General features: G+C 69.9%; 22 protein-coding genes. 10 read left to right on the forward strand and 12 right to left on the reverse strand.

The window, feature by feature from the left end; translation table 11 throughout:
- Nucleotides 1-17 precede the first annotated feature (17 nt).
- The gene (locus tag BLS97_RS01590) at nt 18-1,235 is read left to right on the forward strand and encodes an MFS transporter (RefSeq protein ID WP_157695108.1); all 1,218 of its coding nucleotides are present in this window, start codon (nt 18-20) and stop codon (nt 1,233-1,235) included.
- 19 nt (nt 1,236-1,254) lie between these two features.
- Nucleotides 1,255-1,608, forward strand: a complete 354-nt coding sequence (locus BLS97_RS01595; RefSeq protein ID WP_090474240.1) for a VOC family protein — start codon at nt 1,255-1,257, stop codon at nt 1,606-1,608.
- A 2-nt stretch (nt 1,609-1,610) separates the two neighbouring features.
- Here BLS97_RS01595 and BLS97_RS01600 read toward each other — a convergent pair whose 3' ends face one another.
- Together BLS97_RS01600 and ligA are read right to left on the reverse strand one after the other, a co-directional pair.
- Nucleotides 1,611-3,071, reverse strand: coding sequence for a cobyric acid synthase (locus tag BLS97_RS01600; protein ID WP_090481044.1), 1,461 nt, complete (start codon nt 3,069-3,071; stop codon nt 1,611-1,613).
- Complete coding sequence (gene ligA / locus BLS97_RS01605; protein WP_090474241.1) at nt 3,068-5,248, reverse strand: NAD-dependent DNA ligase LigA; 2,181 nt, start codon at nt 5,246-5,248, stop codon at nt 3,068-3,070. The genes BLS97_RS01600 and ligA overlap by 4 nt, the downstream gene beginning before the upstream one ends.
- A gap of 501 nt (nt 5,249-5,749) precedes the next feature.
- Between ligA and BLS97_RS01610 the strand changes: the two genes are divergently transcribed.
- Both BLS97_RS01610 and BLS97_RS01615 read left to right on the forward strand, forming a co-directional pair.
- Entirely contained in the window at nt 5,750-6,319 is a 570-nt protein-coding gene (locus BLS97_RS01610) for an NADPH-dependent FMN reductase (protein WP_090474242.1), read from the forward strand.
- Nucleotides 6,320-6,358: 39 nt separating this feature from the next.
- Nucleotides 6,359-6,745, forward strand: coding sequence for a pyridoxamine 5'-phosphate oxidase family protein (locus tag BLS97_RS01615; RefSeq protein WP_197676354.1), 387 nt, complete (start codon nt 6,359-6,361; stop codon nt 6,743-6,745).
- Between the two features lie 127 nt (nt 6,746-6,872).
- Here the strand turns inward: BLS97_RS01615 and BLS97_RS01620 are convergent, their stop codons facing one another.
- The 3 genes from BLS97_RS01620 to BLS97_RS01630 all read right to left on the reverse strand — a co-directional run bounded on the left by BLS97_RS01620 (nt 6,873) and on the right by BLS97_RS01630 (nt 10,356).
- Nucleotides 6,873-7,964 carry a uroporphyrinogen decarboxylase/cobalamine-independent methonine synthase family protein gene (locus BLS97_RS01620; RefSeq protein ID WP_231988301.1) on the reverse strand — a complete coding sequence of 364 codons (1,092 nt, stop codon included), beginning with the start codon at nt 7,962-7,964 and terminating at the stop codon, nt 6,873-6,875.
- Between the two features lie 104 nt (nt 7,965-8,068).
- Nucleotides 8,069-9,139, reverse strand: coding sequence for a tRNA 2-thiouridine(34) synthase MnmA (gene mnmA, locus BLS97_RS01625; protein WP_090481050.1), 1,071 nt, complete (start codon nt 9,137-9,139; stop codon nt 8,069-8,071).
- 11 nt (nt 9,140-9,150) lie between these two features.
- A complete protein-coding gene (locus BLS97_RS01630; protein WP_090474244.1) occupies nt 9,151-10,356 on the reverse strand; it encodes a cysteine desulfurase family protein in 1,206 nt (401 codons plus the stop codon).
- A gap of 168 nt (nt 10,357-10,524) precedes the next feature.
- Between BLS97_RS01630 and BLS97_RS01635 the strand changes: the two genes are divergently transcribed.
- Entirely contained in the window at nt 10,525-10,746 is a 222-nt protein-coding gene (locus BLS97_RS01635) for a hypothetical protein (RefSeq protein ID WP_090474245.1), read from the forward strand.
- An 88-nt stretch (nt 10,747-10,834) separates the two neighbouring features.
- Here the strand turns inward: BLS97_RS01635 and BLS97_RS01640 are convergent, their stop codons facing one another.
- Complete coding sequence (locus BLS97_RS01640; RefSeq protein WP_157695109.1) at nt 10,835-12,061, reverse strand: GNAT family N-acetyltransferase; 1,227 nt, start codon at nt 12,059-12,061, stop codon at nt 10,835-10,837.
- A 121-nt stretch (nt 12,062-12,182) separates the two neighbouring features.
- On the opposite strand from BLS97_RS01640, the gene BLS97_RS22570 reads away from it, so the two are divergent.
- A complete protein-coding gene (locus BLS97_RS22570; protein ID WP_157695110.1) occupies nt 12,183-12,848 on the forward strand; it encodes a hypothetical protein in 666 nt (221 codons plus the stop codon).
- A gap of 38 nt (nt 12,849-12,886) precedes the next feature.
- Here BLS97_RS22570 and BLS97_RS01650 read toward each other — a convergent pair whose 3' ends face one another.
- The 4 genes from BLS97_RS01650 to BLS97_RS01665 form a co-directional block, all read right to left on the reverse strand.
- A complete protein-coding gene (locus tag BLS97_RS01650; protein ID WP_157695111.1) occupies nt 12,887-13,738 on the reverse strand; it encodes a lysophospholipid acyltransferase family protein in 852 nt (283 codons plus the stop codon).
- A 47-nt stretch (nt 13,739-13,785) separates the two neighbouring features.
- Entirely contained in the window at nt 13,786-14,604 is an 819-nt protein-coding gene (locus tag BLS97_RS01655; protein ID WP_197676355.1) for a GNAT family N-acetyltransferase, read from the reverse strand.
- 156 nt (nt 14,605-14,760) lie between these two features.
- Nucleotides 14,761-15,729, reverse strand: coding sequence for an FAD-binding protein (locus BLS97_RS01660; protein WP_090474249.1), 969 nt, complete (start codon nt 15,727-15,729; stop codon nt 14,761-14,763).
- Between the two features lie 22 nt (nt 15,730-15,751).
- On the reverse strand, nt 15,752-16,531 hold the full coding sequence (locus tag BLS97_RS01665) for an electron transfer flavoprotein subunit beta/FixA family protein (protein WP_090474250.1): 780 nt from the start codon (nt 16,529-16,531) through the stop codon (nt 15,752-15,754).
- A 252-nt stretch (nt 16,532-16,783) separates the two neighbouring features.
- Here BLS97_RS01665 and BLS97_RS01670 point away from each other — a divergent pair, with 252 nt between their 5' ends.
- Both BLS97_RS01670 and BLS97_RS01675 read left to right on the forward strand, forming a co-directional pair.
- A complete protein-coding gene (locus tag BLS97_RS01670) occupies nt 16,784-17,110 on the forward strand; it encodes a hypothetical protein (RefSeq protein ID WP_157695112.1) in 327 nt (108 codons plus the stop codon).
- Nucleotides 17,107-18,069: a nucleoside hydrolase gene (locus BLS97_RS01675; protein ID WP_090474252.1), complete on the forward strand. Its 963-nt coding sequence runs from the start codon at nt 17,107-17,109 to the stop codon at nt 18,067-18,069. The genes BLS97_RS01670 and BLS97_RS01675 overlap by 4 nt, the downstream gene beginning before the upstream one ends.
- 12 nt (nt 18,070-18,081) lie before the next feature.
- Here BLS97_RS01675 and BLS97_RS01680 read toward each other — a convergent pair whose 3' ends face one another.
- Nucleotides 18,082-18,546 (reverse strand): nucleoside deaminase, encoded by a 465-nt coding sequence (locus BLS97_RS01680; RefSeq protein ID WP_090474253.1) that lies wholly within the window; start codon nt 18,544-18,546, stop codon nt 18,082-18,084.
- Nucleotides 18,547-18,634: 88 nt separating this feature from the next.
- Here BLS97_RS01680 and BLS97_RS01685 point away from each other — a divergent pair, with 88 nt between their 5' ends.
- Entirely contained in the window at nt 18,635-19,645 is a 1,011-nt protein-coding gene (locus BLS97_RS01685; protein WP_157695113.1) for an endonuclease/exonuclease/phosphatase family protein, read from the forward strand.
- Between the two features lie 16 nt (nt 19,646-19,661).
- On the opposite strand, the gene BLS97_RS01690 is transcribed toward BLS97_RS01685, so the two are convergent.
- Nucleotides 19,662-21,224: a phytoene desaturase family protein gene (locus tag BLS97_RS01690; protein WP_090481056.1), complete on the reverse strand. Its 1,563-nt coding sequence runs from the start codon at nt 21,222-21,224 to the stop codon at nt 19,662-19,664.
- A gap of 216 nt (nt 21,225-21,440) precedes the next feature.
- Between BLS97_RS01690 and BLS97_RS01695 the strand changes: the two genes are divergently transcribed.
- Entirely contained in the window at nt 21,441-22,061 is a 621-nt protein-coding gene (locus BLS97_RS01695) for a DUF4190 domain-containing protein (RefSeq protein ID WP_090474255.1), read from the forward strand.
- Nucleotides 22,062-22,088: the final 27 nt, after the last annotated feature.

Below are 22,088 nucleotides of genomic sequence, written 5' to 3' on the forward strand. Positions count from 1 at the left end.
TCTCTACCGTGGACGCGGTGACCACAACGAACGAAGTCGCAGCGACCGCGAGCGGCCGCACCGACTCCTACGCCGGGTCGCGCGAAGTGCATCGGCTGGAAGTCGCGATGCTGGCGGCCGGGCTGGCCGCGTTCGGGCTGCTGTACGTCACGCAGGCCGTACTGCCGTCCGTCGGCACCGCTTTCGGGGTGAGCGCCACCGTCGCCAGCCTGACCGTCTCCTTCGCCACCGGCGGCCTGGCCCTGGCCATCCTGCCGATGTCCAGCCTGGCCGAGTCGTTCGGGCGGGCCCGCATGATGCGCATCGGCATGGTGGCCGCGCTGTTGCTGGCCGTGGGATGTGCGACCAGCACCCACTTCTGGGAGTTGCTGACCTGCCGGGCGTTGATGGGCATCGCCCTGGGCGCCGTCGTCGCGGTGGGGATGGGGCACCTCGGGGACGAGATCCACCCGTCGAAGGTCAGCGGGGCGATGGGCATCTACGTCGCCGGCAACACTATCGGCGGAGTGGTCGGCCGGTTGGTACCGGGCATCGCGCTGGACTTCGGTTCGTGGCGGTTCGCAGTGCTGATGTTCACTGCCTTCGCCTCGGTGGCCATCCTGACCTTCTCCCTGCTCCTCCCGGCCCCCCGACGGTTCACGCCGGTGCCGGCGCGCGGCGGCCACCATCTGCGCGCGGCCCGCGAACTGCTGGCCGACAGCGGGATCCGGAAGCTCTGCGGCATAGCCTTTCTGCTGATGGGCGGTTTCGTCGCCTGCTACAACTTCCTGACCTTCCGGCTCACCTCCGCGCCGATCGACCTCAGCGGTAGTGCTGCGTCCCGGCTCTTCCTGGCCTACCTGGCCGGCACGGTCAGCTCGACGGCGGCCGGTTACTGCGCGGGGCGGTTCGGCCGCCGCCGGGTGCTGTGCAGCGGCATCGCCCTGATGCTCGGGGGCCTCGCTTTGACGCTGCCCGACCATCTGGGATCGATCACGGTCGGGCTGGTCATCTTCACCGCGGGATTCTTCGCGGCCCACTCCACGGCCAGCGGATGGATCTCGGCCCGGGCGAGCCGCAGCCGGGCTCAGGCGTCCGCCCTCTACCTGATGGCCTACTACCTGGGATCGAGCACCCTCGGGGCTGCCGTTGGCCTGGCGTTCCTGGTCGGCGGCTGGAGCGCCACCGTCATCGCCATCGCCGTTCTGGCCGTGGCGGCGTTCGGCCTCGCGCGTAGTTTGGATCCCGGACGATGACGTCGGCTAAGGAGCGGACATGGACAGCACACGCGTGACGGCCAACCTTCCCGTGACCGACATCGAGGCCGCGAAGAGCTTCTACACCGACTTCCTGGGGTTCCGCACCGAGGAATTCAACATGGGTTGGGTGGCCCGTTTCACCGCCCCGGACGGTGTGACGAGCGTCCAGCTCGTCACCCACGACGCGACCGCGCCGGAGGATTCGGTCATGTCCGTGCACACCGACGACGTGGATGGCGCCTACGCCGAGGCTCAACGCCGGGGCCTGCAGATCGTGCACCCGCTCACCACCGAGACATGGGGTGTCCGCCGGTTCTTCGTCCGCGACCCCTGTGGCAACGTCATCAATGTCGTCGGCCATCGGAGCTGACCTCAGCGACCGATGATCCCCAGGAGGGCGTCGGTGTCCAGATGCTGGGCCACCGCGTCGGCCAGGCGCTCGATCATGAGTTCCCGGCGGTCGCCGAACCCCAGGGTTCCGGCCGGCGGGGCCGGGTCGAACGGCACCCCGGCGCGGTCGGCGGCACCGGCGAGGAAGGCCCGCCGGAAGCCGTCGTTCTCGAAGGTGCCGTGCCAGGTGGTACCCCAGACACTCCCCTGCCGGCAGCCGTCCAGGAACGACTCGGCCGACGAATCGACCGTGGCCACTCCGTGATGAATCTCGTACCCGCGGACCGGGTGCCCCTGCCAGCTGCCGTCGACCAGCCCGAGTCGCTTGCCGGTTTCGAACCGGACGTCGGCCGGCAGCAGAGCGAGCCCCTCGACCGCGCCGGCCCGGGACTCCACCTCGTCGTGAATCGTGCGGGCCAGCATCTGATAGCCGCCGCAGATCCCGACGACCGTCTTCCCGGCCGCGGCAGCTGCCACCACCTCCGACGCCAAGCCGTTGCCGTGCAACCACTCCAGGTCCGACACGGTGGCCCGGGAGCCGGGCAGCACGATGACGTCGGCCGAGCGCAGGACTCCCGGGTCGGTGGTCATCATGACCGCGACCCCCGGCTCTCCGGCCAGGGCGTCGAGGTCGGTGGCGTTGGACAGCCGGGGGAACCGCACCGCCGCGACCGTGAGCTGACGGCCCTCGGTGGCCCTCACCTGACCACCCCATCGACCGACCAGCAACGTGTCCTCGCCGTCGAGCCAGACATCGGACAGCCAGGGCAGCACGCCCAGGAACGGGACGCCGGTACGTTTCGTGAGCTCGTCCAACCCCGGCTTGAGCAGGGATTGGTCACCCCGGAACTTGTTGATGACAAAGGCTTTGATCAGGGCGCGGTCCGCCGGGTCGAGCAGCCCGACGGTGCCGAACAGCGACGCGAAGACTCCGCCGCGGTCGATGTCGCCGACCACGATGACCGGTAGGTCGAATCGGCGGGCCAGTCCCAGATTGACGTAGTCGCCCGCCCGCAGGTTGATCTCGGCCGGCGAACCGGCGCCCTCGCTGACGATGACGTCGTACTTCTGCGCCAGCTCCTCGTAGGCGGCGAACGCGGCGGCGGCCAGGTGCTGCCGTCCGCTGGCGAACTCGCCCGCGTCCAGGACGCCGTCGGGTTTTCCCCGCAGGACGATGTGTGACCGGCGGTCCGACCCCGGCTTGAGCAGCACCGGATTCAGGGCCGACTCCGGTTCCGCTCGGGCCGCCTGGGCCTGCAGGTACTGGGCCCGCCCGATCTCCGAACCGTCGGCGCAGACCATCGAGTTGTTCGACATGTTCTGCGACTTGAAGGGCGCCACCTTCAACCCCTGACGGGCCAGGAAGCGGCAGATTCCGGTGGTCACCAAGGACTTTCCGGCATCCGACGACGTCCCGGCGATCAAGATCCCGCGGGCGGTCAGGACTCCTTCCCCACGTCCGCGGCCGCTTCGCCGATCTGCGCGACGGCACGCGCCGCGTCCGGGCCGTCGATCAGCAACACCTTGAAGCCCGCCTCGTCCAGGATCGGCACCTTGAGGGACACCGCCTTGTCGTACTTTGAGCCGGGGCTGTCGCCGACGACGACGAACGAGGTCTTGCCCGACACCGAACCGGCCGCCTTGGCGCCACGCTCCAGGAGTGCGGCTTTGGCCTCGTCCCGATTGAAGTCGACCAGCGACCCGGTGACGACGATCGAAAGGCCGGCCAGCGTCTGCTCGGGCCGGTCGGTGGCCTCGTCGGCCATCCGGACGCCGGCTTCCTCCCATTTCCGGAGGATCTCCAGATGCCAGTCGACCTTGAACCATTCGGTCAACGCGGCGGCAATGGTCGGCCCGACCCCGTCGACCGCGGCCAGTTCCTCCTGCCGCTCGTCGGTCGCGACCGCGCGGATCGCGTCCATGGAGCCGAAATGGCCGGCCAGCGCCCGCGCCGCGGTCGGCCCGACGTGCCGGATCGACAGCGCGACCAACACCCGCCACAGCGGCTGGTCCTTGCGCGCCTGGAGGTTGAGCAGCAGCTTGCGACCCATCTCCGTGAGCTCGCCGTCCTTGGCCCGCAGGAAGATCGGCACCGTCTTGAGGGTCTCCTCGGTGAGGCCGAAGATGTCTCCCTCGTCGGTGATCGCCCCGGCCGCAAGCAGGCCGGTCGCCGCCTCGTACCCCATGCCCTCGATGTCGAACGCACCTCGGCCGGCCAGGTGGAACACCCGCTCCCGGAGCTGGGCCGGGCACGTTCGCGAGTTGGGGCAACGGATGTCGATGTCGCCCTCCTTCATCGGACGCAGCTCGGTCCCGCATTCCGGGCAGTGCGTCGGCATCTCGAAGGCGCGCAGTTGTCGCCCCTCACGCAGTTCCACCACCGGCCCCAGGATCTCCGGGATGACGTCGCCGGCCTTGCGCAGAACGACGGTGTCACCGATCAGGACGCCCTTGCGGACCACCTCCTGGGCGTTGTGCAGGGTCGCCTGGCTGACCGTGGACCCGGCCACCAGCACCGGCTCCATCACCGCGAACGGCGTGACCCGCCCGGTCCGGCCGACATTGACCACGATGTCCAGCAGAAGGGTGGTCGCCTCTTCGGGCGGGTACTTGTAGGCGATCGCCCATCGCGGAGCCCGCGAGGTCACCCCCAGTCGGCGCTGCAGGGCCAACTCGTCCACCTTGACGACCAGACCGTCGATGTCGTGACTGACGTCGTGGCGGTGCTCGTGCCAGTAGGTGATCCGGGCCAGCACCTCGTCGGTGGTGTGCAGCACCAGGTTGTGATCGGACACCGGAAGCCCCCAGGCCCGGAGCCGTTCGTAGGCCTGGCTCTGACGTTCGATGTCGAACCCGCGGCGCGCCCCGATGCCGTGGCACAGCATGGTCAAGGGGCGTGAAGCGGTGATCCGGGGGTCCTTCTGTCGCAACGAGCCGGCGGCGGAGTTGCGCGGATTGGCGAACGGGGCCTTTCCGGCCGCGACGAGCTGGGCGTTCAGGTCGGCGAATCCGGCCAGCGGGAAGAAGACCTCGCCACGGATCTCGACGAACTCCGGCACGTCGTGCCCACCGTCGTCAGCCAGCCGGTGCGGGATCGTCTTGATCGTCTTGACGTTCGGCGTGACGTCCTCGCCGACTCGCCCGTCTCCGCGGGTGGCGGCCCGGATCAAACGACCGTTCTCGTAGGTCAGATTGATGGCCAGGCCGTCGATCTTCAGCTCGGTCAGCCAGCTCACCTCGCCGCCGGCATCACGCTTCGCCTTGTCCAGCCAGTCGACCATGTCCTGGGCCGAGAACACGTTGTCCAGACTGAGCAAACGCTCGGCGTGTTCGACCGGAGCGAACCCGGTGGAGAACCCCGACCCGCCGACCCGCTGGGTCGGTGAGTCCGGCGTCAGGAGGACCGGGTATCGCTCCTCGAGCGCCTGCAGCTCACGGAACAACTCGTCGAACTGGGCGTCCGACATCGTGGGCGCATCCAGCACGTAGTAGCGGAACTGGGCATCGGTGACCTCCTGCGACAGTTCGGCGTGCCGTTGGGCGGCCTCCGTGGGCACGTCGAGGCTGGGAGCCGGGAGTGCGACCTGCGCGGATTCGTCAGGAGTGGTCGTCGTGCTCATGCTGAGAGCCTAGCCAGGAACCCCGACAGCGAGCGGTTCGACGCAGGTTCGACGCAGGAGTGGCTGATCGCGAGGCAGTGCGCAGACGGTGCTCCGGGGGGCGGCGCGGGGCCGCGCGCGGCTCGACGCACAAAGTCCACCGCTTCCGTGACCCCCGTTCACCCCAGCTACATCCGTCCACCCGAGCCACACCCCGCTCCGGGGCGGGAACGGGTGTGACGGTGGCTAACCGGTGTGACGGTGGCAAACCGGTGTGACGGTGGCTAACCGGTGTGACGGTGGCAAACCGGTGTGACGGCGTCGCCGTTCCATCGCCACCTCACCGGCTCAGCCCACCGGCCCGACCTCGCGGCAGCGATCCGGCGAAGTTCCGTACCAGCCGGAGGTCGACGTGAGCGTGCTCACTCCGGCCGCCGGAACATCGCCTCGAGCGCGATAGTTGACACGTCATGATGCGCTGCGTTGCCGACGCGTCGCACGCCGAACCACGGAGGCCATCCCTTGTCCACGTTGAAGATCATCATCGCGTCCACCCGCCCGGGTCGCATCGGCCTGCCCATTGGGACCTGGATCGCCCAGGTGGCGCGGACCCACGGCGGCTTCGACCGGGTCGAGGTCCTCGATCTGGCCGAGATCGACCTGCCCTTCATGAACGAGCCGAACCACCCCCGACTGCGCCAGTACGTGCACCCGAAGACGATCGCCTGGTCCGAGGCCGTCGATTCGGCCGACGCGTTCATCTTCGTCTCTCCCGAGTACAACTTCTCGATGACGGCACCGTTGAAGAACGCGCTGGATTTCCTGTCGGCCGAGTGGGCCTACAAGCCCGTCGGCCTGGTCACCTACGGCGGCATGTCGGGCGGATTGCGTGCGGCCCACGACATCCGCCAGGTGGTGCCCGTGCTGCGGATGATCCCGATCCCGGAAGCCGTTGCCCTGCCGGTGGTCTTCCCGCAGATCGTCGACGGAGAGTTCGTCCCCAATGACGCCAACACCGGCGCGGCGAACGTCATGCTGGACGAGCTGGTCAAGGTCAGCGCGGCTCTGGCACCGCTCCGCGCAACGGTCTGACCGTCGGGGCCTGAGCCGAAGTTGTGTCAGGCTGGAGCAGTGAAATTCGATCCGCTTGATCTACCGGATGCCGCTCGGGTCTTCCTGACCGAGCGGCATCTGGCCTCTCTGATCACTTTGCGCGTCACCGGGACCCCGCACGTGGTGCCGGTTGGCTTCACCTATCTGGACGGCATCGCCCGCGTGATCACCAACGACGGATCGATCAAGGTGCGCAACGCCTCTCGCGTCGGCGCCCGGGCCGCACTGAACCAGATCGACGGCCGGTTCTGGCTCACCCTGGAGGGCCCGATCTCGGTGTCGCGTGATCCGGACGACGTCGCACTGGCCGTGGAGCTGTATGCCCGGCGATACCGGCAGCCGCGTATCAACCCGACCCGCGTGGTGCTGCTGATGGCCGTGGACCGCATCATGGGCAACATCTGACCGGCCATCTGCACCTCATCTGACCGCCCGTATCCGGCATGGATCAACTTCGCCGATTTGGGACGCGCGGGACAGAAGTCAACAACTTGATCCAGGCCTGAGAAGTTGATCCACGCCGGATACGGGGTCACCAGCCTTCGGGCGGGTCCTGGAAGGCTTGGGCGAGTTGACGAACGGTCTTCATGGCGTCGAGGGCCCAGTCGTGATCGGCGCCGGCCAGCCCACAGGTCGGAGTCGGCACCACGCGCTGCGAGAGGGTCTCGCGGGGGAAGCCCAGCCGGTCGAAGGTGCCGAGCACCGGGGCAGCCCAGCTCCTCAGATCGGGCGCGCGGCCGGTGGGCCGGACACCGGGAACCAGGCCGGCCAGGAAGACGGTGCCGCCCTCGACCAGCTCGCCGATCGGGTCCAGCCGAGCCGCACTGGTACCGACGTCGGTGAAATCGACCGACAGCGCGTCGAAACCGGCCGCCCTCAGCAGCCGGTGGGGCGCCGACTCGTGGCAGCAGTGGACAACCGTCGGCACCTCGCCGAGGGCGTCGGTCACCCGCTGCAGTACCTGCCCGACCCGTTGCCGATCCACCGCCCGGACGGTTCCGAAACCGCTTGGCGTGGACAGCATTCCGGAAATGACGGCCGGCACCGACGGCTCGTCGATCTGCACGACGAACGACGTGCCGGGCAGCCGCCGACCGAGCTCGGAGAGGTGATCGAGCAGACCCTGCGTCAACGACGCGGCCAGGTCGTCCACCGCTCCGTCGTCGATCAGAGCGCGGTTCCCCGATCCCACCTCGACCTGGGCGGCCAGGGTCCAGGGACCACAGACCTGCACCTTGACCCAGTCGGCACCGGCGTACTGCTCGGTCGCGGCGTCCAGGTCCCACTCAAGAAAGTCCTTGGCCCGGCGGACATCCCGCCCCGGGCGGCGCATGACCCGCCACCCCGACGGCACCACCTCGGCGAAGACGTCGACCAACAGGCCCACCGTCCGCCCGACCATGTCGGCGCCGACGCCCCGATCGGGCAACTCGGCCAGATACGGCAGATCGGGCAGCTCACCGGCGATCATCCGGGCCGCCTCGTCCGGCGAATCCCCGGGCAGCGAACCGATTCCGGTGGCCACCCCATCGTGCCAGGACCGCTTGACGCGCAACGGAACGATGGTCTCGATGTCAGACCCGGTCGCGATCTCGATCCCGCCCCGATCCCGCTGGTCGTTCACGGCTGGCGCCGGCGACGTCGGGCCGACCGATGACGGCCGATGACCGCGGTGGGTGAACCGTCCAACTCAGAAAGGGATCGGAATGCCGAGCAGAGCACGTGGACTCATCCTGCCTTGGTGATGGTTCCGGCGCCGATGACATAGTCGTTGCCCTCGTCGTACAACACCACGGTCTGCCCGGGAGCAATACCGCGGATGGTCTCGTCCAGCGTCAATCGCAGGTGGCCGTCGACCAGATCCACCGATCCGGCCACGTTGCCACCGTGGGCACGTACCTGGGCGACCGTCCGGAACGGGAAGTCCGGGGCCACCCCGGTGGAGAACACCACCCGGCCGGCGGTGATCACCGAAACATCAAGGCCGGTCACCGGTCCCACCTTGACGGTGCCGCTGATCGGCTCGATCCCGAGTACGTACCGCGGCTTGCCGTCGGCGGCCGGACGGCCGAGTCCGAGGCCCTTGCGCTGCCCCACGGTGTACGCGAAGAACCCGTCGTGCTCACCGAGCACCTCACCGGTCTCGGCGTCGACCACCGAACCGGGCTGGGCGCCGAGCTTCTCGACCAGGTAGCCGTGGGTGTCGCCGTCCGGGATGAAGCAGATGTCGTACGAGTCGGGCTTGGCCGCCACGGCGAAACCGCGGCGCGCGGCCTCGGCCCTGACCTGCTCCTTCGTCATCTCGCCGAGCGGGAACATGGTGTGCGCCAACTGATCGGCGGTCAACACAGCCAGCACGTACGACTGATCCTTGGCCTCGTCCACGCTGCGGTGGAGGACCCCGTCGATGAGCTTCACGTGATGCCCGGTCGCCACGGCGTCGAAGCCGAGCGCGACCGCCCGGTCCAGCAGCGCCGCGAACTTGATCTTCTCGTTGCAGCGCAGACACGGGTTGGGCGTGCGCCCGGCGGCGTACTCGGCCAGGAAGTCGTCCACCACCCCTTCGGCGAACTCGGCACTGAAATCCCAGACGTAGTACGGGATCCCGAGCAGGTCACAGACGCGGCGAGCGTCGAAGGCGTCCTCCACGGTGCAACACCCGCGGGACCCGGTGCGCAGCGTCCCGGGCTGCCGGGACAGCGCCATGTGCACGCCGGTCACCTCGTGCCCCGCATCGACGGCCAGGGCAGCGGCGACCGCCGAATCGACGCCGCCGCTCATCGCGGCCAAGACTCTCAACTTCGGCTCCTTCATGCCCGCCTCCGGGCGCCGGCCAGCGCGGCTTTCCGGGCCCGTTCGACCACCGGACCGATCGCGTCCAGGACCGCCTGCACGTCGGCCGCGGTCGAGGTGTGACCAAGAGAGAACCGGAGCGCGCCGCGGGCCTCGGACTCCGGGATCCCCATCGCCAGCAACACGTGGGACGGCCGGGCCACCCCGGCCGTGCAGGCCGAACCGGTGGAACACTCGATGCCGCGGGCATCGAGCAACATCAGCAGTGAATCGCCATCACAGCCCGGGAACCGCAGATGGGCGTTGCCGGGCAACCGGGACGGACCGGAATCGACCAGGCTCTGACCCGGATCGCCGGCCAGCACAACGTCGGGTATCAACTCGCGAACGCGCTCGACCAGGTGGTCGCGCAGTTGGCCCAACATGACGGCCCGCTCGGGCCGAAGGGCCTGGGCATCGGCCACGGCCACGGCCAGACCGATGATCCCGGCGACGTCGAGGGTGCCTGAACGGACTCCCCGCTCCTGACCGCCGCCGTGCAGGATCGGCACCACCTTGACGTCCCGGGACAACAGCAGCACCCCGACGCCGGTCGGACCGCCGACTTTGTGTCCGGTGATCGTCATGGCATCGGCCCCGCTGCGCCCGAAGTCGACCGGTACCTGTCCGAGCGCCTGGACGGCATCGGTGTGCAGCGGAATCCCGTGGACGTGCGCCACCTGGGCCAGTTCACGGATCGGGTTGACCGTCCCGACCTCGTTATTGGCCCACATCACGGTGACCAGGGCAACGTCAGCCGGATCCTCGGCGATCGCCGCGGCCAGGGTGTCGGCGTGCACGCGCCCGTAGTCGTCCACCTCGAGCCAGCCGATGACGGCTCCCTCGTGGGCCTGCAGGTACTCGAGCACATCCAGGACGGCGTGGTGTTCCACCGGAGAGGCCAGGATGCGCCGTCGGGCCGGGTCGGCACCGACCCTCGCCCGATAGATGCCGGCGACGGCCAGGTTGTCGGACTCGGTCCCCCCGGAGGTGAAGATGACCTCGCTGGGACGAGCTCCGAGATCACGAGCGATCGACTCGCGGGACTCCTCGACCCGGCGACGAGCGGCCCGGCCGGAGCTGTGCAGGGACGAGGCGTTGCCACACTGACCGATGGCCGCGGTCATTGCAGCGACCACCGCCGGAAGGACCGGGGTGGTTGCGGCGTGGTCGAGGTAGGTCATCGCCTACCAGGGTAGGCCGTGGCCGGGCGATCACCCCAAATCGTGGGCCGAAGACCGGTGGAACAGCGGTGTCGCGGTTGCCCGGATCATCCGCGAGGGCGTTAACTCCCCGTGTCGGCCGCATCGGGTGGCCCGGCGGAAGATCGACCACACGAAAGGCAGTGCATCGTGGCAGTTTCGGTGAACCTCTCCAAGGGCCTCGACAAGGCGTTCGAGGACAAGGGCCTCGACGAGATCCTGGCCGCCCCGCCGTCGGCGCTCGCCGGCTTGACTGAGCGGCACGACGGCATCCTGGCCGAGATGGGTATCAAGACCATCAAGGACCTGGGCTCGAACAAGTACTTCGCGCTGGCCGGCGTCCTGGTCGCCCTGCAGGGCAAGACCGGCTGACCTCAGCCGCCGCACCCGACAGCCACACCCGGACCAACCGGGTGTGGCTGTCGGCTCTCCGGGCCAACGGGAGCGCCGCCCGGCGAGGTCAGAACATCGTGGTGCAACTGGGCGCGGTCCCCCACCCGAACATCGTGTCGGCCACGTCGGCCAGTGCCGGGTCGCCGACCTCGATCAGACCGGCCCGGTGGAGGGTCTTGGCCCCCACCCCACCCAGGTACAGCGAGGACAGGGTGCTGATGTCCATGGTCAGATCGGCCGGTTCATCGGTCGGCTCACAGGTGGCCGCTCCGTCCGCGACCGACAGCACGAACCGCCCGGCGCCGTAGCCCAGCCGGTCGGCCACCTCCAGCATCAGCCGGCCACTCGTCCGATACCGCCGGGCCGACAGCGCGGCCGGAACGTCGAGCAGACGCAGCCACAGCGAATCGATCGGCTCGTGGCGCCGGACCTGCCGGCCGTCGGTCACCAGGTACGGCAGCGGATCGTCGACGGGCCTCACCTCGACCCGGATCTCGGCCACCAGGTCCAGACTCAGCAGGTGCTGCCAGAGCAAGGCCGTCCCGGTGTCGTTCACCGCGACGAACAGGGAGGAGCTGACCAGGTGCCGGGCCCGGCTCTGCTCCCACCGGTCCTCGACCTCGTACCGGCAGAACCCGACCGCGCGGCCCTCGACGTCCCGCACGATCACGTGGAAGCCGGGCTTGACGCGATCCCGGCTGGGTAGCCGGAGGATTCCGAGGCTCAGGTCGAACGCCCAGTCGTTCCGGGAGATCTCGCCCGACGTCGCCGCCAGGTAGCCCGCGTAGATCTCCGGCAGCAGGGCCCGGGCGGTGTCCCGGTCGACGAGTTCGGCCGAACCGGCCACCGGCTCCCGCAGCTGCGCCGCGGCGTCAACCACGAGGGTGCATTCGGAACTGGCCGGCCCGAAGCCGAAACGGCCGTAGATCCCCCACTCCGAGGCGTGCAGCACGGCCGCGACCTCGCCGCGGGCCCGCGCGGCGCCGAGGTCGGCCGTCATCAGGCGGGTAGCCAGGCCCCGCCGGCGGTGGGTGGACAGGGTGCTGACCGACGTGATGGCGCTGACGTCGACGGCCGCGCCGCCCGGGACGGTCAGCGCGACCGGGAACGAACGGGTCGTCGCGACGATCCGGTCGCCGTCGAAACCGGCCCAGGTCCGATCGAGCACCGTGCCGCCGCGGCGGGCCTTGGCATCGGCCTCAGCGTCCTCGGTGGGGTGCAGGAACCCGAGCCCCCAGGCCGCGCTGAACGCCGGCAACTCGTCTTCGGTGATGGTGCGTACGTCCAAGGTCATGTCCGGAAGGCTAAAGGGTCCGCCCCGCGCCTCGTCGAGTCGACGACCACCTGCGTCTCCGGATATCGGGTTGCGGTCACCGTCCTGGCTCTCCACAATCAGATCGGGCGATGGGGTGAAAATGCCAAGATCTGCCGTATCTCGGCCGGCGGCCTGTGGTCTGGTTCTGGCCGCGGTGCTGGGAGCCTGCACGACCGGCGCGACGTCGCCGGCGTCGACGGCGTCGACGGCGTCGACGGCGCCGACGGTGTCGGCCGAGGCGGCGACGGCCGTGCCGTCAGTCGGCGGGTCGATCACGCCCTCGCGCGCCGACTTCTCGTGCGCACCGTCGATCGACTCAGCTGATCCGCCGCCGGAATGGACGATCGTTCTCGACGTGGTCGCCCTGCCGGCCAGCCCAAGAGCACGATCCCTGCAGGCGACGGAGAGCGGTCTGGCCGGAACGCAGACGAGACTGTTCGCCAAGACCGGTCTGCTGGTGAGGGCCGGAGCCTCGTTGACCATCGGCATCGGCCCCGGATTCGCCGACCGGGCCCGGATCGGTTGGGGCGTCTCGCCGATCGCCGCCGAACTCACGGTGACCGATTGCCAGGATCCGGCGCGTCCGGAAGGCACATGGTTGGCCTACGCCGGCGGCTACTACGTCGATCGTCCGATGTGCCTGCCCATTCTGATCACGACGGGACGACGCAGCGCCCAGGTCAGCATCGGAGTGGGCACCACGTGCCCGGGTCAGCAAGCGGTCGAGACCGGCGACGTTCCCGATTCGACCGCCCGCACCGGCTGACCTCAGGACACGCCGGACCGAGTCCGGAGCACCGCGGATCAACCGGCGAGCGCCCGCACCCCGTCCGGGCCGAGCACGCGGCCAACCGTCGGCACGGCGGCCACTCCGTCGGGGCGCCGCACCGGCAGGCCCAGGTTCCTGGCCACCGCGTTCTGCGCAAGCGCGGCCACCCGAGCGCGATCGACGTGATCGCGTCCGGTTCCGGCGATGGCCGGGATCGGACGCAGCCAGTGCACCTGCACCGTCGTGCGCGGAGTCCGGAGCACCCGCCGCACGCTGGACGCGAGGGTCTCGTCTCCGACAAACGCCGCCGAGGTGATACCCGCGTCGTCACCGTCCAGGTACTGCACGGTGACCGGCGAGATCACCACTCCGGCGTTGATCGCGGCCTGGAACGGCGCGCGGTGGAACCGATCCAGCGCCCCGCCACACCGCGTCGTGGCCTCCGGGAACACCTGCACCCTGGATCCGGACCTCAAGGCCGCCGTCATGTCGGCGACCGCTTGGGGCAGCTCGCGGAGCCGCTTCCGCTCCAGGAACAGGGTGCCGGTTCGAGCGGCGGAACGGCCGATCAGCGGCCATCGAGCGACTTCGGATTTCGCCACCATGCGCATCGGGGCCGACGCCGACAGGGCCAGGATGTCCAGCCACGACACGTGATTGCCGACGACCAGGCTCGGCCCGGACCGCGGAGCGCCGTGCACCGACAGGCGCACGCCGACCGCCCGCAGGACCCAGCGAGACGCCTTGTGTTGCGCCCACGATCCCCTTCCGGCTCGCCCGGGACCCGGCACACTCGAGCACACCGCGATGAATACGGCACCGACGGTGAGCGCAACCGTCAACTGCACGGCGCGCGTCAGGTAGCGAGTGGTGCTGACCTCCGACATCGGTGGGTCGACGCAGTCGGCCCCGCACGCCGGGCGGACGCACCCTGTCATCGGGCGTCCCGGAGCAGGTTGACGTCATCGGCGCCGAGAAAGAACCGCAGATAGCGCCGGTTCGCCGTCTGCAGGTCCAGGAGGACCAGGAAATCGGCGGTTCCGAAATCGGGGTCGAACGCCGGCGGCCCGCACACCACGGCCCCGAGACGCAGATAGCCGCGCAGCAACGGGGGCACCGCGTCCGTCCGCCGCCGGGCGATTCCGGCGACCTCGAACTCCCTGCGCGGTCGACATCGGAGGGCCGGCGGCGCGGCGTACCGCTCGGCGGCCAGATCCGCGAAAGAGGCTGCGGCGGAGCCGCCGTCGGTGAGCGGAATGGAGGCGCAGCCCATCAGATAGCGGTACCCGGTCAGTTGCATGTACCGGGCGATGCCGCCCCACAACAACGAGATCGGCGCGGCCGTCCGGTGTTCCGCCGCGACACAGGAACGGCCGGCCTCGACCGTGCGGTCGAGGATGCCCTCGAGTGCGGTGAGGTCGAACTCGGTGTGGGAGTAGAGGCCGTGTCCGCGGGGACTGGAATCGTTGGCGTGCGGCGGAAGCAGCCGGTAGGTGGCGACGACCTCGCCGGGATCGGCCGAGGGGCCGGAGGCCCGGACGAGCAGGTGGTCGCACAGGTCGTCGAACGGATCGACGTCCAGGCCGGCCGGCCCCGGAGTGTCCGCCCCGCCTTCGGTGGCGAAGACGTCGTACCGGAGTCGTTGGGCGGCGAGCACATCGGCCGCATCAGCGGCCAGCGCGACGTGATAACCGTTGACAGGTGGAGCGTCGATCAGCTGGTTGGCCTTCGTCTGCAACTCTGTGGTGGTCACGTTCTGCAGAGTGTGCGCAGCCGAATCGGAGGACCGCCGAATGCGCAGCGTCCACCTGGTGGCCGCTGCGTGAATTTCAGCCGAGCCGAGCAGGAAGGGCCCGGAACGGACGTCGAAGCGTCAGTTCCGGGCCCCTCCCGGTGCCGGCCGTTCGCGTCAGCCCTTGCGAGCCTTGATCTCCGAGGCGAGTTGGGGGGCGACGGTGAACAGGTCACCGACGACGCCGTAGTCGGCGATCTCGAAGATGGGGGCGTCGGGATCCTTGTTGACCGCGACGATCGTCTTCGAGGTCTGCATCCCGGCGCGGTGCTGGATGGCACCGGAGATACCCAACGCGATGTACAGCTGCGGGGAGACGGTGGTGCCGGTCTGCCCGACCTGGAACTGGTGTGGGTAGTACCCGGAGTCCACCGCCGCCCTGGACGCGCCGACGGCGCCGCCCAGCGTGTCGGCCAGCTCCTCCACCACGTGGAAGTTGTCGGCCGAACCGACCCCGCGGCCACCGGAGACGACGACCTTCGCGCCGCCGAGTTCGGGGCGATCGCCCTGCTCCTCGGGCAGCCATTGCACGACGGTGGTCACCGCCGGGCCGGCCTCGGTCTCCAGGGGGACGATCTCGGGTGCGGTGACGGCCGGGGCCGCCCCCTCGATGGAGTTGGCCCGCACCGAGATCACCGGAACACCCCGGGTCACCGCGTACCTCGTGGTGTAGGCGCCGCCGAACACCGACTGCGTCGCCACCACGGCGCCGCCCTCGAGCTCGACCCCGACGACGTCGGCCAGCAGACCGGAGTCCAACCGCACCGCGAGCCGGCCGGCGATCTCCCGGCCGTCGAAGGTGGAGGCGACCAGCACCGCCGCTGGATCGCCGGCCGCGGCCGCGGCGGCGGCCAGCGCGGCGACCTGCCCGGTGAGCAGGACCCGGGTCGGGTCCACCGACTCCGCCGCGTAGATCTTGCTCGCGCCGGCCGCGGCCAGCTGATCGGCCAGGGCGGCGGCGGTACCCGGGGCACCGACCACCACCGCGGACGGGGACCCCAACGCGGACGCGGCCGCCAGCAGCTCCAGGGTCACCTTGCGCAACGCGTTGTCGACGTGTTCGACGAGAACCAGAACTTCACTCATGATCGTGGTCTTCCTTTCCGGCTCAGACGAGTCGCTGCGCGACGAGGTAGTCGGCGATCCTGGTGCCGCCGGTGCCGTCGTCGACGACCTTCTCGCCGGCGGACTTGGCCGGCCGAGGGGCGCCCGACACCACCTGGGTGGAGGCATTGGCCAGTCCCAGCGAACCGGCGTCCAGGCCCAGATCGGCCGCGGACAACGTGGTGACCGGCTTGGATTTGGCGGCCATGATGCCCTTGAAGTTCGGGTACCGAGGCTCGCCGATCTTCTCGTTCACCGACACCACCGCCGGCAGCGACGCCGACACCTTCGCCGACCCGCCCTCCACCACCCGCTCCGCGGACAGGGTGGACCCCTCGACCGCGATCGAGACCACCGACGTCACCGCGGGCAGCCCCAGCCGTTCGGCCAGCATCGCCGGCATCGACGCCGTCCGGCCGTCGGTCGCCTCGTTCCCGGTGATGATCAGATCCACGTTCAACGTCTTCAACGCAGCCGCCAACGCCGCCGACGTCTGCAACGCGTCCGACCCGGCCAACGCCGCGTCATTGATGTGCACCGCCTTGTGGGCGCCCATGGCCAACGCCTTGCGCAGGGTCTCGGTGGCCCGGTCCGGACCCATCGTCACCACCGTCACCGTCCCACCGTGGGCCTCGGTCAACTGCAGACCGATCTCCACCCCCTTGGAATCGATCTCGTCGATCACGGCATCGGCCGCATCACGGTCCAGGACCCAATCGCCCTCGCGCAGCTTGCGCTCGGAATACGTATCAGGCACCTGCTTGACCAGAACTGCAATGTCCATGGTCCTGCTCAACCTCTCAGTAGTTGCTCGTGGTAGTTGGCGTGCGGTGGTACCGATCTCCTCGTCCGCCGCAACGAGGACGCCGCCGGACAATCTGGCGCCCATGTTCTCACCCCGGCCGCGAGGGACCGGTCCGGCGGTGGCCGATAACCGCTAAGTTACTCGCCAGTAGCTTAGCCGACACCTCTTCTCATCCCGCGGGCCGCCGGTGCGACCGGGGCGAATCGGGCCGGGCGTGGCACGCTTGTCCTCGTGTCCTCCTCCGAGCCCCGCCTCTCCCGACCGCTGACTGTGGGTTCCGCGCCCGAACTGACCGGCCCGGACAGCAATCCGTTGAAATCGAACGTCCCGTTGTCGACCCACATCGCGTTGATCGGCTGCATGCTGCTCTTCTTCGTGAGCGCGACGCTGATCACACTCCAGGCGGCCTGGCCCTGGTGGATCGTGGTGGTCGTCATCGCCATCCCCGTTCTGGTCGTCCTCTCCCAGCGATACGGCCGGGTCAGGAAGGCTCGCCGGGAGCGCCTCGAACTGGAAGCGAAACTGGGCCGCGGCCGGTCGGCCGGAGCTGGTCGATGAGCCCGATTCCGGTGATCATGGACGTGGACACCGGCATCGATGATGCCATGTCCCTCCTCTTCGCGGTCCGTCATCCCGGCATCGACCTGCGCGCGGTGACCTGCGTCGTCGGTAACACGGGAGTGGAGCAGGTGGCGGCCAACACGCGGTACGTGCTCGACGCCGCGGGGGCACCGGACATCCCGGTGGCCCGCGGGTCGGCGCGGCCGATGCTGGTACCCCCGGCCGACGCCAGCCACGTCCACGGCGTGGACGGCCTGGGCGGATTCTCCCGCCCGTCCGACCGCCGGATGAGCCGGCTGAGCGCGGTCGAACTGCTGCGCCGCGAGCTGATGGCAGCGGTCGGGACGGGCGAGAAGATCACGCTGGTCCCCAGCGCTCCGCTGACCAACATCGCGTTGTTGCTGCGGACCCATCCCGAGGTGGCCGCCGGCATCGAACGGATCCTGTTCATGGGCGGGTCCGCGTCGGTCGGGAACGCAACGGCGACCGCGGAGTTCAACATCTGGCACGACCCGGAAGCCGCGGCCGTGGCGCTGACCGCGGCCGGCGAACTCGACATCCCGGTGACGATGTACGGGCTCGACGTGTTCAACGACGTGGTGATCTCCCGGTCCGAGGCGGCCCGCCTGCGGTCGCGACTGGACCCGGCCGCGCAATTGGCCGGCTCGCTCATCGAATTCGCCTGCGACACGTTCGACGCCGACACCGCCACCATCGGCGATGCCGGGACCGTCTGCGCCGTGGTCGACCCTGACGGCCTGCGGACCGAACGGTTCCCGGTGCAGGTCGAACTGAGCCGCGGGCTGGCCCGCGGACAGACCGTGGTCGACCGCCGCACCTGGATCGGCGACCTGAAGGCGGATCCGCAGCAGACCCGCCCGACGATGGTCGACGTCGCCCTGGAGGTCGACGGCCGCCGTTATGCCGACCTGTGGCTGGCGACCATCAGCGCCTGAGGGACCAGCCGGTCAGACGCCGATGTCCTCGTTCCAGAGCTCGGGCTCCTCGTCGATGAAGTCGGTCATCATCTGCACGCAGGCCGGGTCGTCGACCACGATCACCTCGACGCCCCGGCTGCGCAGCAGGTCCTCGGCCCCGCGGAAGGTGCGGTTCTCCCCCACGATGACCCGCGGGATCTTGTAGAGCAGGATCGCCCCGGTACACATGTCGCAGGGCGACAATGTCGTCACCATGGTGGCTTTGGCGTACACGCGGGCCGGAAGGCGGCCGGCGTTCTCCAGGCAGTCGGTCTCGCCGTGACGAATGGCGCTGCCCAGCTGCACGCGCTGATTGGAACCGGTGGCCAGGATCTCGCCGTCGACCACCAACGCCGCCCCGATCGGGATACCTCCCTCGGACCGGCCCTTCCGGGCCGCGGCCACGGCGGCGGCGAGATGTTCCAGATCGGTTGCGCTGGGGGTGGTCTGGCTCATGTGGATCCTCCGTGGGTGGCCTGGGAACATCGGCGGACGTCGCTCAGCGGTCCGAGTCCATCGTTTCATCCCTGGCATGCTGAACGGCATGCGGACCGACCCCGAACTGCCCCGCGACCGCCGGTCGCCGCGACTCGGCCTGCGCACGATCCTGCCCGTGGCCGCCCTGGTCGGCGCCGGGGTGCGGCCGGAACGCCTCGGACTGTCGACGACACCGTATGTACTGCATGCCCTTTCGTTTCGCGGCCCGCTGAGCCTGCTGCTCGCCTCGGCCGGCCTCGCCGTCCTGCGGGGCGGAACGACCACCCCCGGCCGGACCAGGACGACCGCCGGCCTGGCCCTGGCTCTAGCCGGCCTCGGGCAGGCCGGCATCGTCGCCCGCCGTGGCTGGGCCTGCCGGCCGGTTCCCGGACGGGCGGATCTGGTGGCCATCAGCCTCAACACGCTGGGTGGCGCCGCGACGCCGGAGCAGGTGGCCGCACTGGTACTCGCCGAACTCCCGGCCACCTCGTCGGTCATGGTGTCGCTACCGGAGACCTCGCCCGCCGATGCCGCCCGCATCGCGGACCGCCTGGCCGCCGCCGGACACCCGTTCCAGGCGTTCTCGACCACCGAGGGACCACGCCGGTTCGACACCACGAGTCTGCTGCTCAGTGAGAATCTGGGCTCCTACCAACAGGTTCCGGCCCCGCTGATGTTGCTCGGGGCCGTCCTCGCGACGCCCCGGTCCGGCTCCGGACCCACCTTCGCCGCCGTGCATCCCGGGGCCCCGGTGGCCGCGGTCGGGTACCCGGAGTGGGCGACCTACGTGTCACGCGCGGTGGACCTGTGCCGGTCGAACCCCGACTCGGTGGTCGCCGGTGACTTCAACGCCACCATCGACCACGGGCCGATGCGGCACCTGGAGCCGTCTTTCGACGCCGCGGTCCGGGCCGGCCGGGGGGCCGAGGGCACGTGGCCCGCCGCATTCCCGGCGCCGCTGGCCGCACCGATCGACCACGTCCTGGTCAACGGCGGCTACGACGTGCTGGGCAGCCGGACGGTACGGGTGGGCGCCAGCGACCACCGCGCCGTGATCGTGCGACTGCGCCGTCGCTGACCGGCCGTCGAACGGGTCAACCGGTCGGTCGACCCGCGCGCAGGGTGTCGACCGCGGCCGCGCCGCCCAAGCCGGAGACCCCGCCGCCACGCACCGTCCCGGCCCCGGCCAGCAGGATCTTCGTGCACCCAGGGACCTGCGTCCCGAACCGCTGGGCGGGCGTCGGGTCGACCTCGTCGTCGAGCCACGGCCAGCTCAGGTCGCCGTGGAAGATGTTGCCGCCGGGCATGCCCACCGAGGCCTCGACGTCGAGCGGGGAGGCGACGTCCAGGCAGAGCCGGCCGTTCGCGTCGCGGGCCAGGCAATCGGTGAGCGGTTCGGCCAGGTGCAGCTGCAGGGCGGCCAAGGCGGCCTCGGCCGCCTGCGCCCTAGCCGTCTCCGGGTCCTCGCGGAACAGCGCGTCGGGGGTGTGCAGCCCGAACAGCGTCAGGGTGGCTCCGGAGTGGCCGTTCAGGATCGACGGGTCGGTCAGCGAGTGGCAATAGACCTCACCGGGGAGCGGCGACGAAATCCGGCCGGCCGCCGAATCCCGGTACGCCGCTTCGAGTTGGTCGAACCCTTCCTCGAGATGCGTCGTACCGGCGAAGGCGACCGCCGGGTCGACGCCGGAAGCCAGACGAGGCAACCGATCCAGCAACATGTTGATCTTCAGCTGCGCACCGACCGGACGGGCCGCGGGCCGGCCGAGCCATTGCTGAACAGTCATCGGGGCCACCGCGGCCAGCAGGACATCGGCCGCGAAGTCGCGTCCGTCGGCGGTGGCCGCTCGCACACCGTCGGTGTCCTCGCCGGCCGAGACCACTCGGGCCCCGGTGACGATCTGGACCCCGACCTCCACCGCCCTGGCGGTGAGCGCTTCGGCGACCGCGCCCATCCCGCCCATGGGCACCAACCACTCGCCGGTCCCCCGGCCGATCAGGTGGTAGAGAAAACACCGGTTGGCCAGCAACGACTCGTCGAACAGGGAGGTGTGCGTGCCGATCAGGCCATCGGTGGCCACCACCCCGCGGACCAGGTCGTCGTCGAAACGGCGGGTGATCCCGACGCCGAGCGGAGTCTCGAAGATGTCCGTCCAGAGCTGGGGGCCGGCCGCCGCGACGACGGCCTCCCTGACCTGCGAGCGGGTGCGCATCGGCCCCGACAGAGCGGGGGCGAGCACCCTCGCCATCTGCGCGCACTCAGCGTAGAACTGCTGCCACGCTTGAAACTCGCGGTCGGATCCGGTCAGCGCACGGAACGAGGCGGACGTGGCCGGACCGGGCTTGCGTTCGACCAGCAGGCCGCCGGGCACTCCGTCTCGCCGGTACGGGGTGTAGGAGGACACGTCGCGCGACAGGAGCGTCAGGTCGATACCGAGTTCGTCGATCAGCTGCTGCGGCATCAGTGAGACGAGATAGGAGTAGCGACTCAACCGGACCGGGTGGCCGGCGAACACACGACTGCCGACGCTCGCCCCGCCCAGGTGGTCCGCCGCCTCGAGCAGGGTGACCCGCGCACCCGTCCGGGCGGCGAGAATGGAAGCGACCAAACCGTTGTGGCCGCCGCCGACCACCAGCACCCGATCAGCACCCGACCGCATCACCGTCACCTGCGTTCCCGCTCGCCGCGCCGCGCCGCCCGACCCGCGTCGGCGTCGAGGTCACGTGGATGCCGGTCAGCGTAGGGCACACACGGGTCCAACGACCCGGTCCGTCGACCCCTGCAGCAGCTATGCTCCGACCAACATCGCGCACCAGGCGACGCCCGGAGAGCTTGCACCCGGCACTGCGCACCGACGACGAACTGGGGAACCTCGATGACCACGCCGGACCCGTATCAACCGCCCCCCTCCGACCCGCACGGGTATCCGACATCGGGTTATCCGGCGGGCAGCGGCTATCCGCCGCCCGCGTCGCAACCGCCGTCAACCCCGCCCGGGTACCCGGGTCAGGGCGGGTACCCCGGACCGGACCCGATCCCCGGCCATCTGGCCGGCTCCCCCGACACCAGCGGATATCCGGCGCTGCCCGCGCCCGGTGGGTACGGCCCCCCGCCCGCCTACCCGACCGGCGCTTACCCACCGGCGACCTCGGGCTACCCCCCGGCCTACGGCACTCCGGGCTACTGCGTTCCGACCTACGGTGTGCCGATGGTTCCGGGCTATCCGGTCGGTCCGCGCAACGGCATGGGCACCGCTGCTCTGGTGCTCGGAATCATCGGCGTTGTCTTCTGCTGGAACTTCATCGGGTTCATCCTCGGGATCCTCGCCGTCATCTTCGGTGCCGTCGGGCTGGGCCGGGTCAAGAGCGGCGAGGCGACCAATCGAGGAGCGGCGATGGCCGGTCTCGTCCTGGGAATCATCGCCGCCGTGCTGCTGATCGTCGTGTTCGTCGCTGTGCTCGGCTCCGTCGGTTTCGGCATCTACACCAACTCCTGACGCGACACCGCACGGCACCGGCTGTCG

Origin of the sequence: Nakamurella panacisegetis (assembly GCF_900104535.1) — a bacterium.
Classification (GTDB): domain Bacteria; phylum Actinomycetota; class Actinomycetes; order Mycobacteriales; family Nakamurellaceae; genus Nakamurella; species Nakamurella panacisegetis.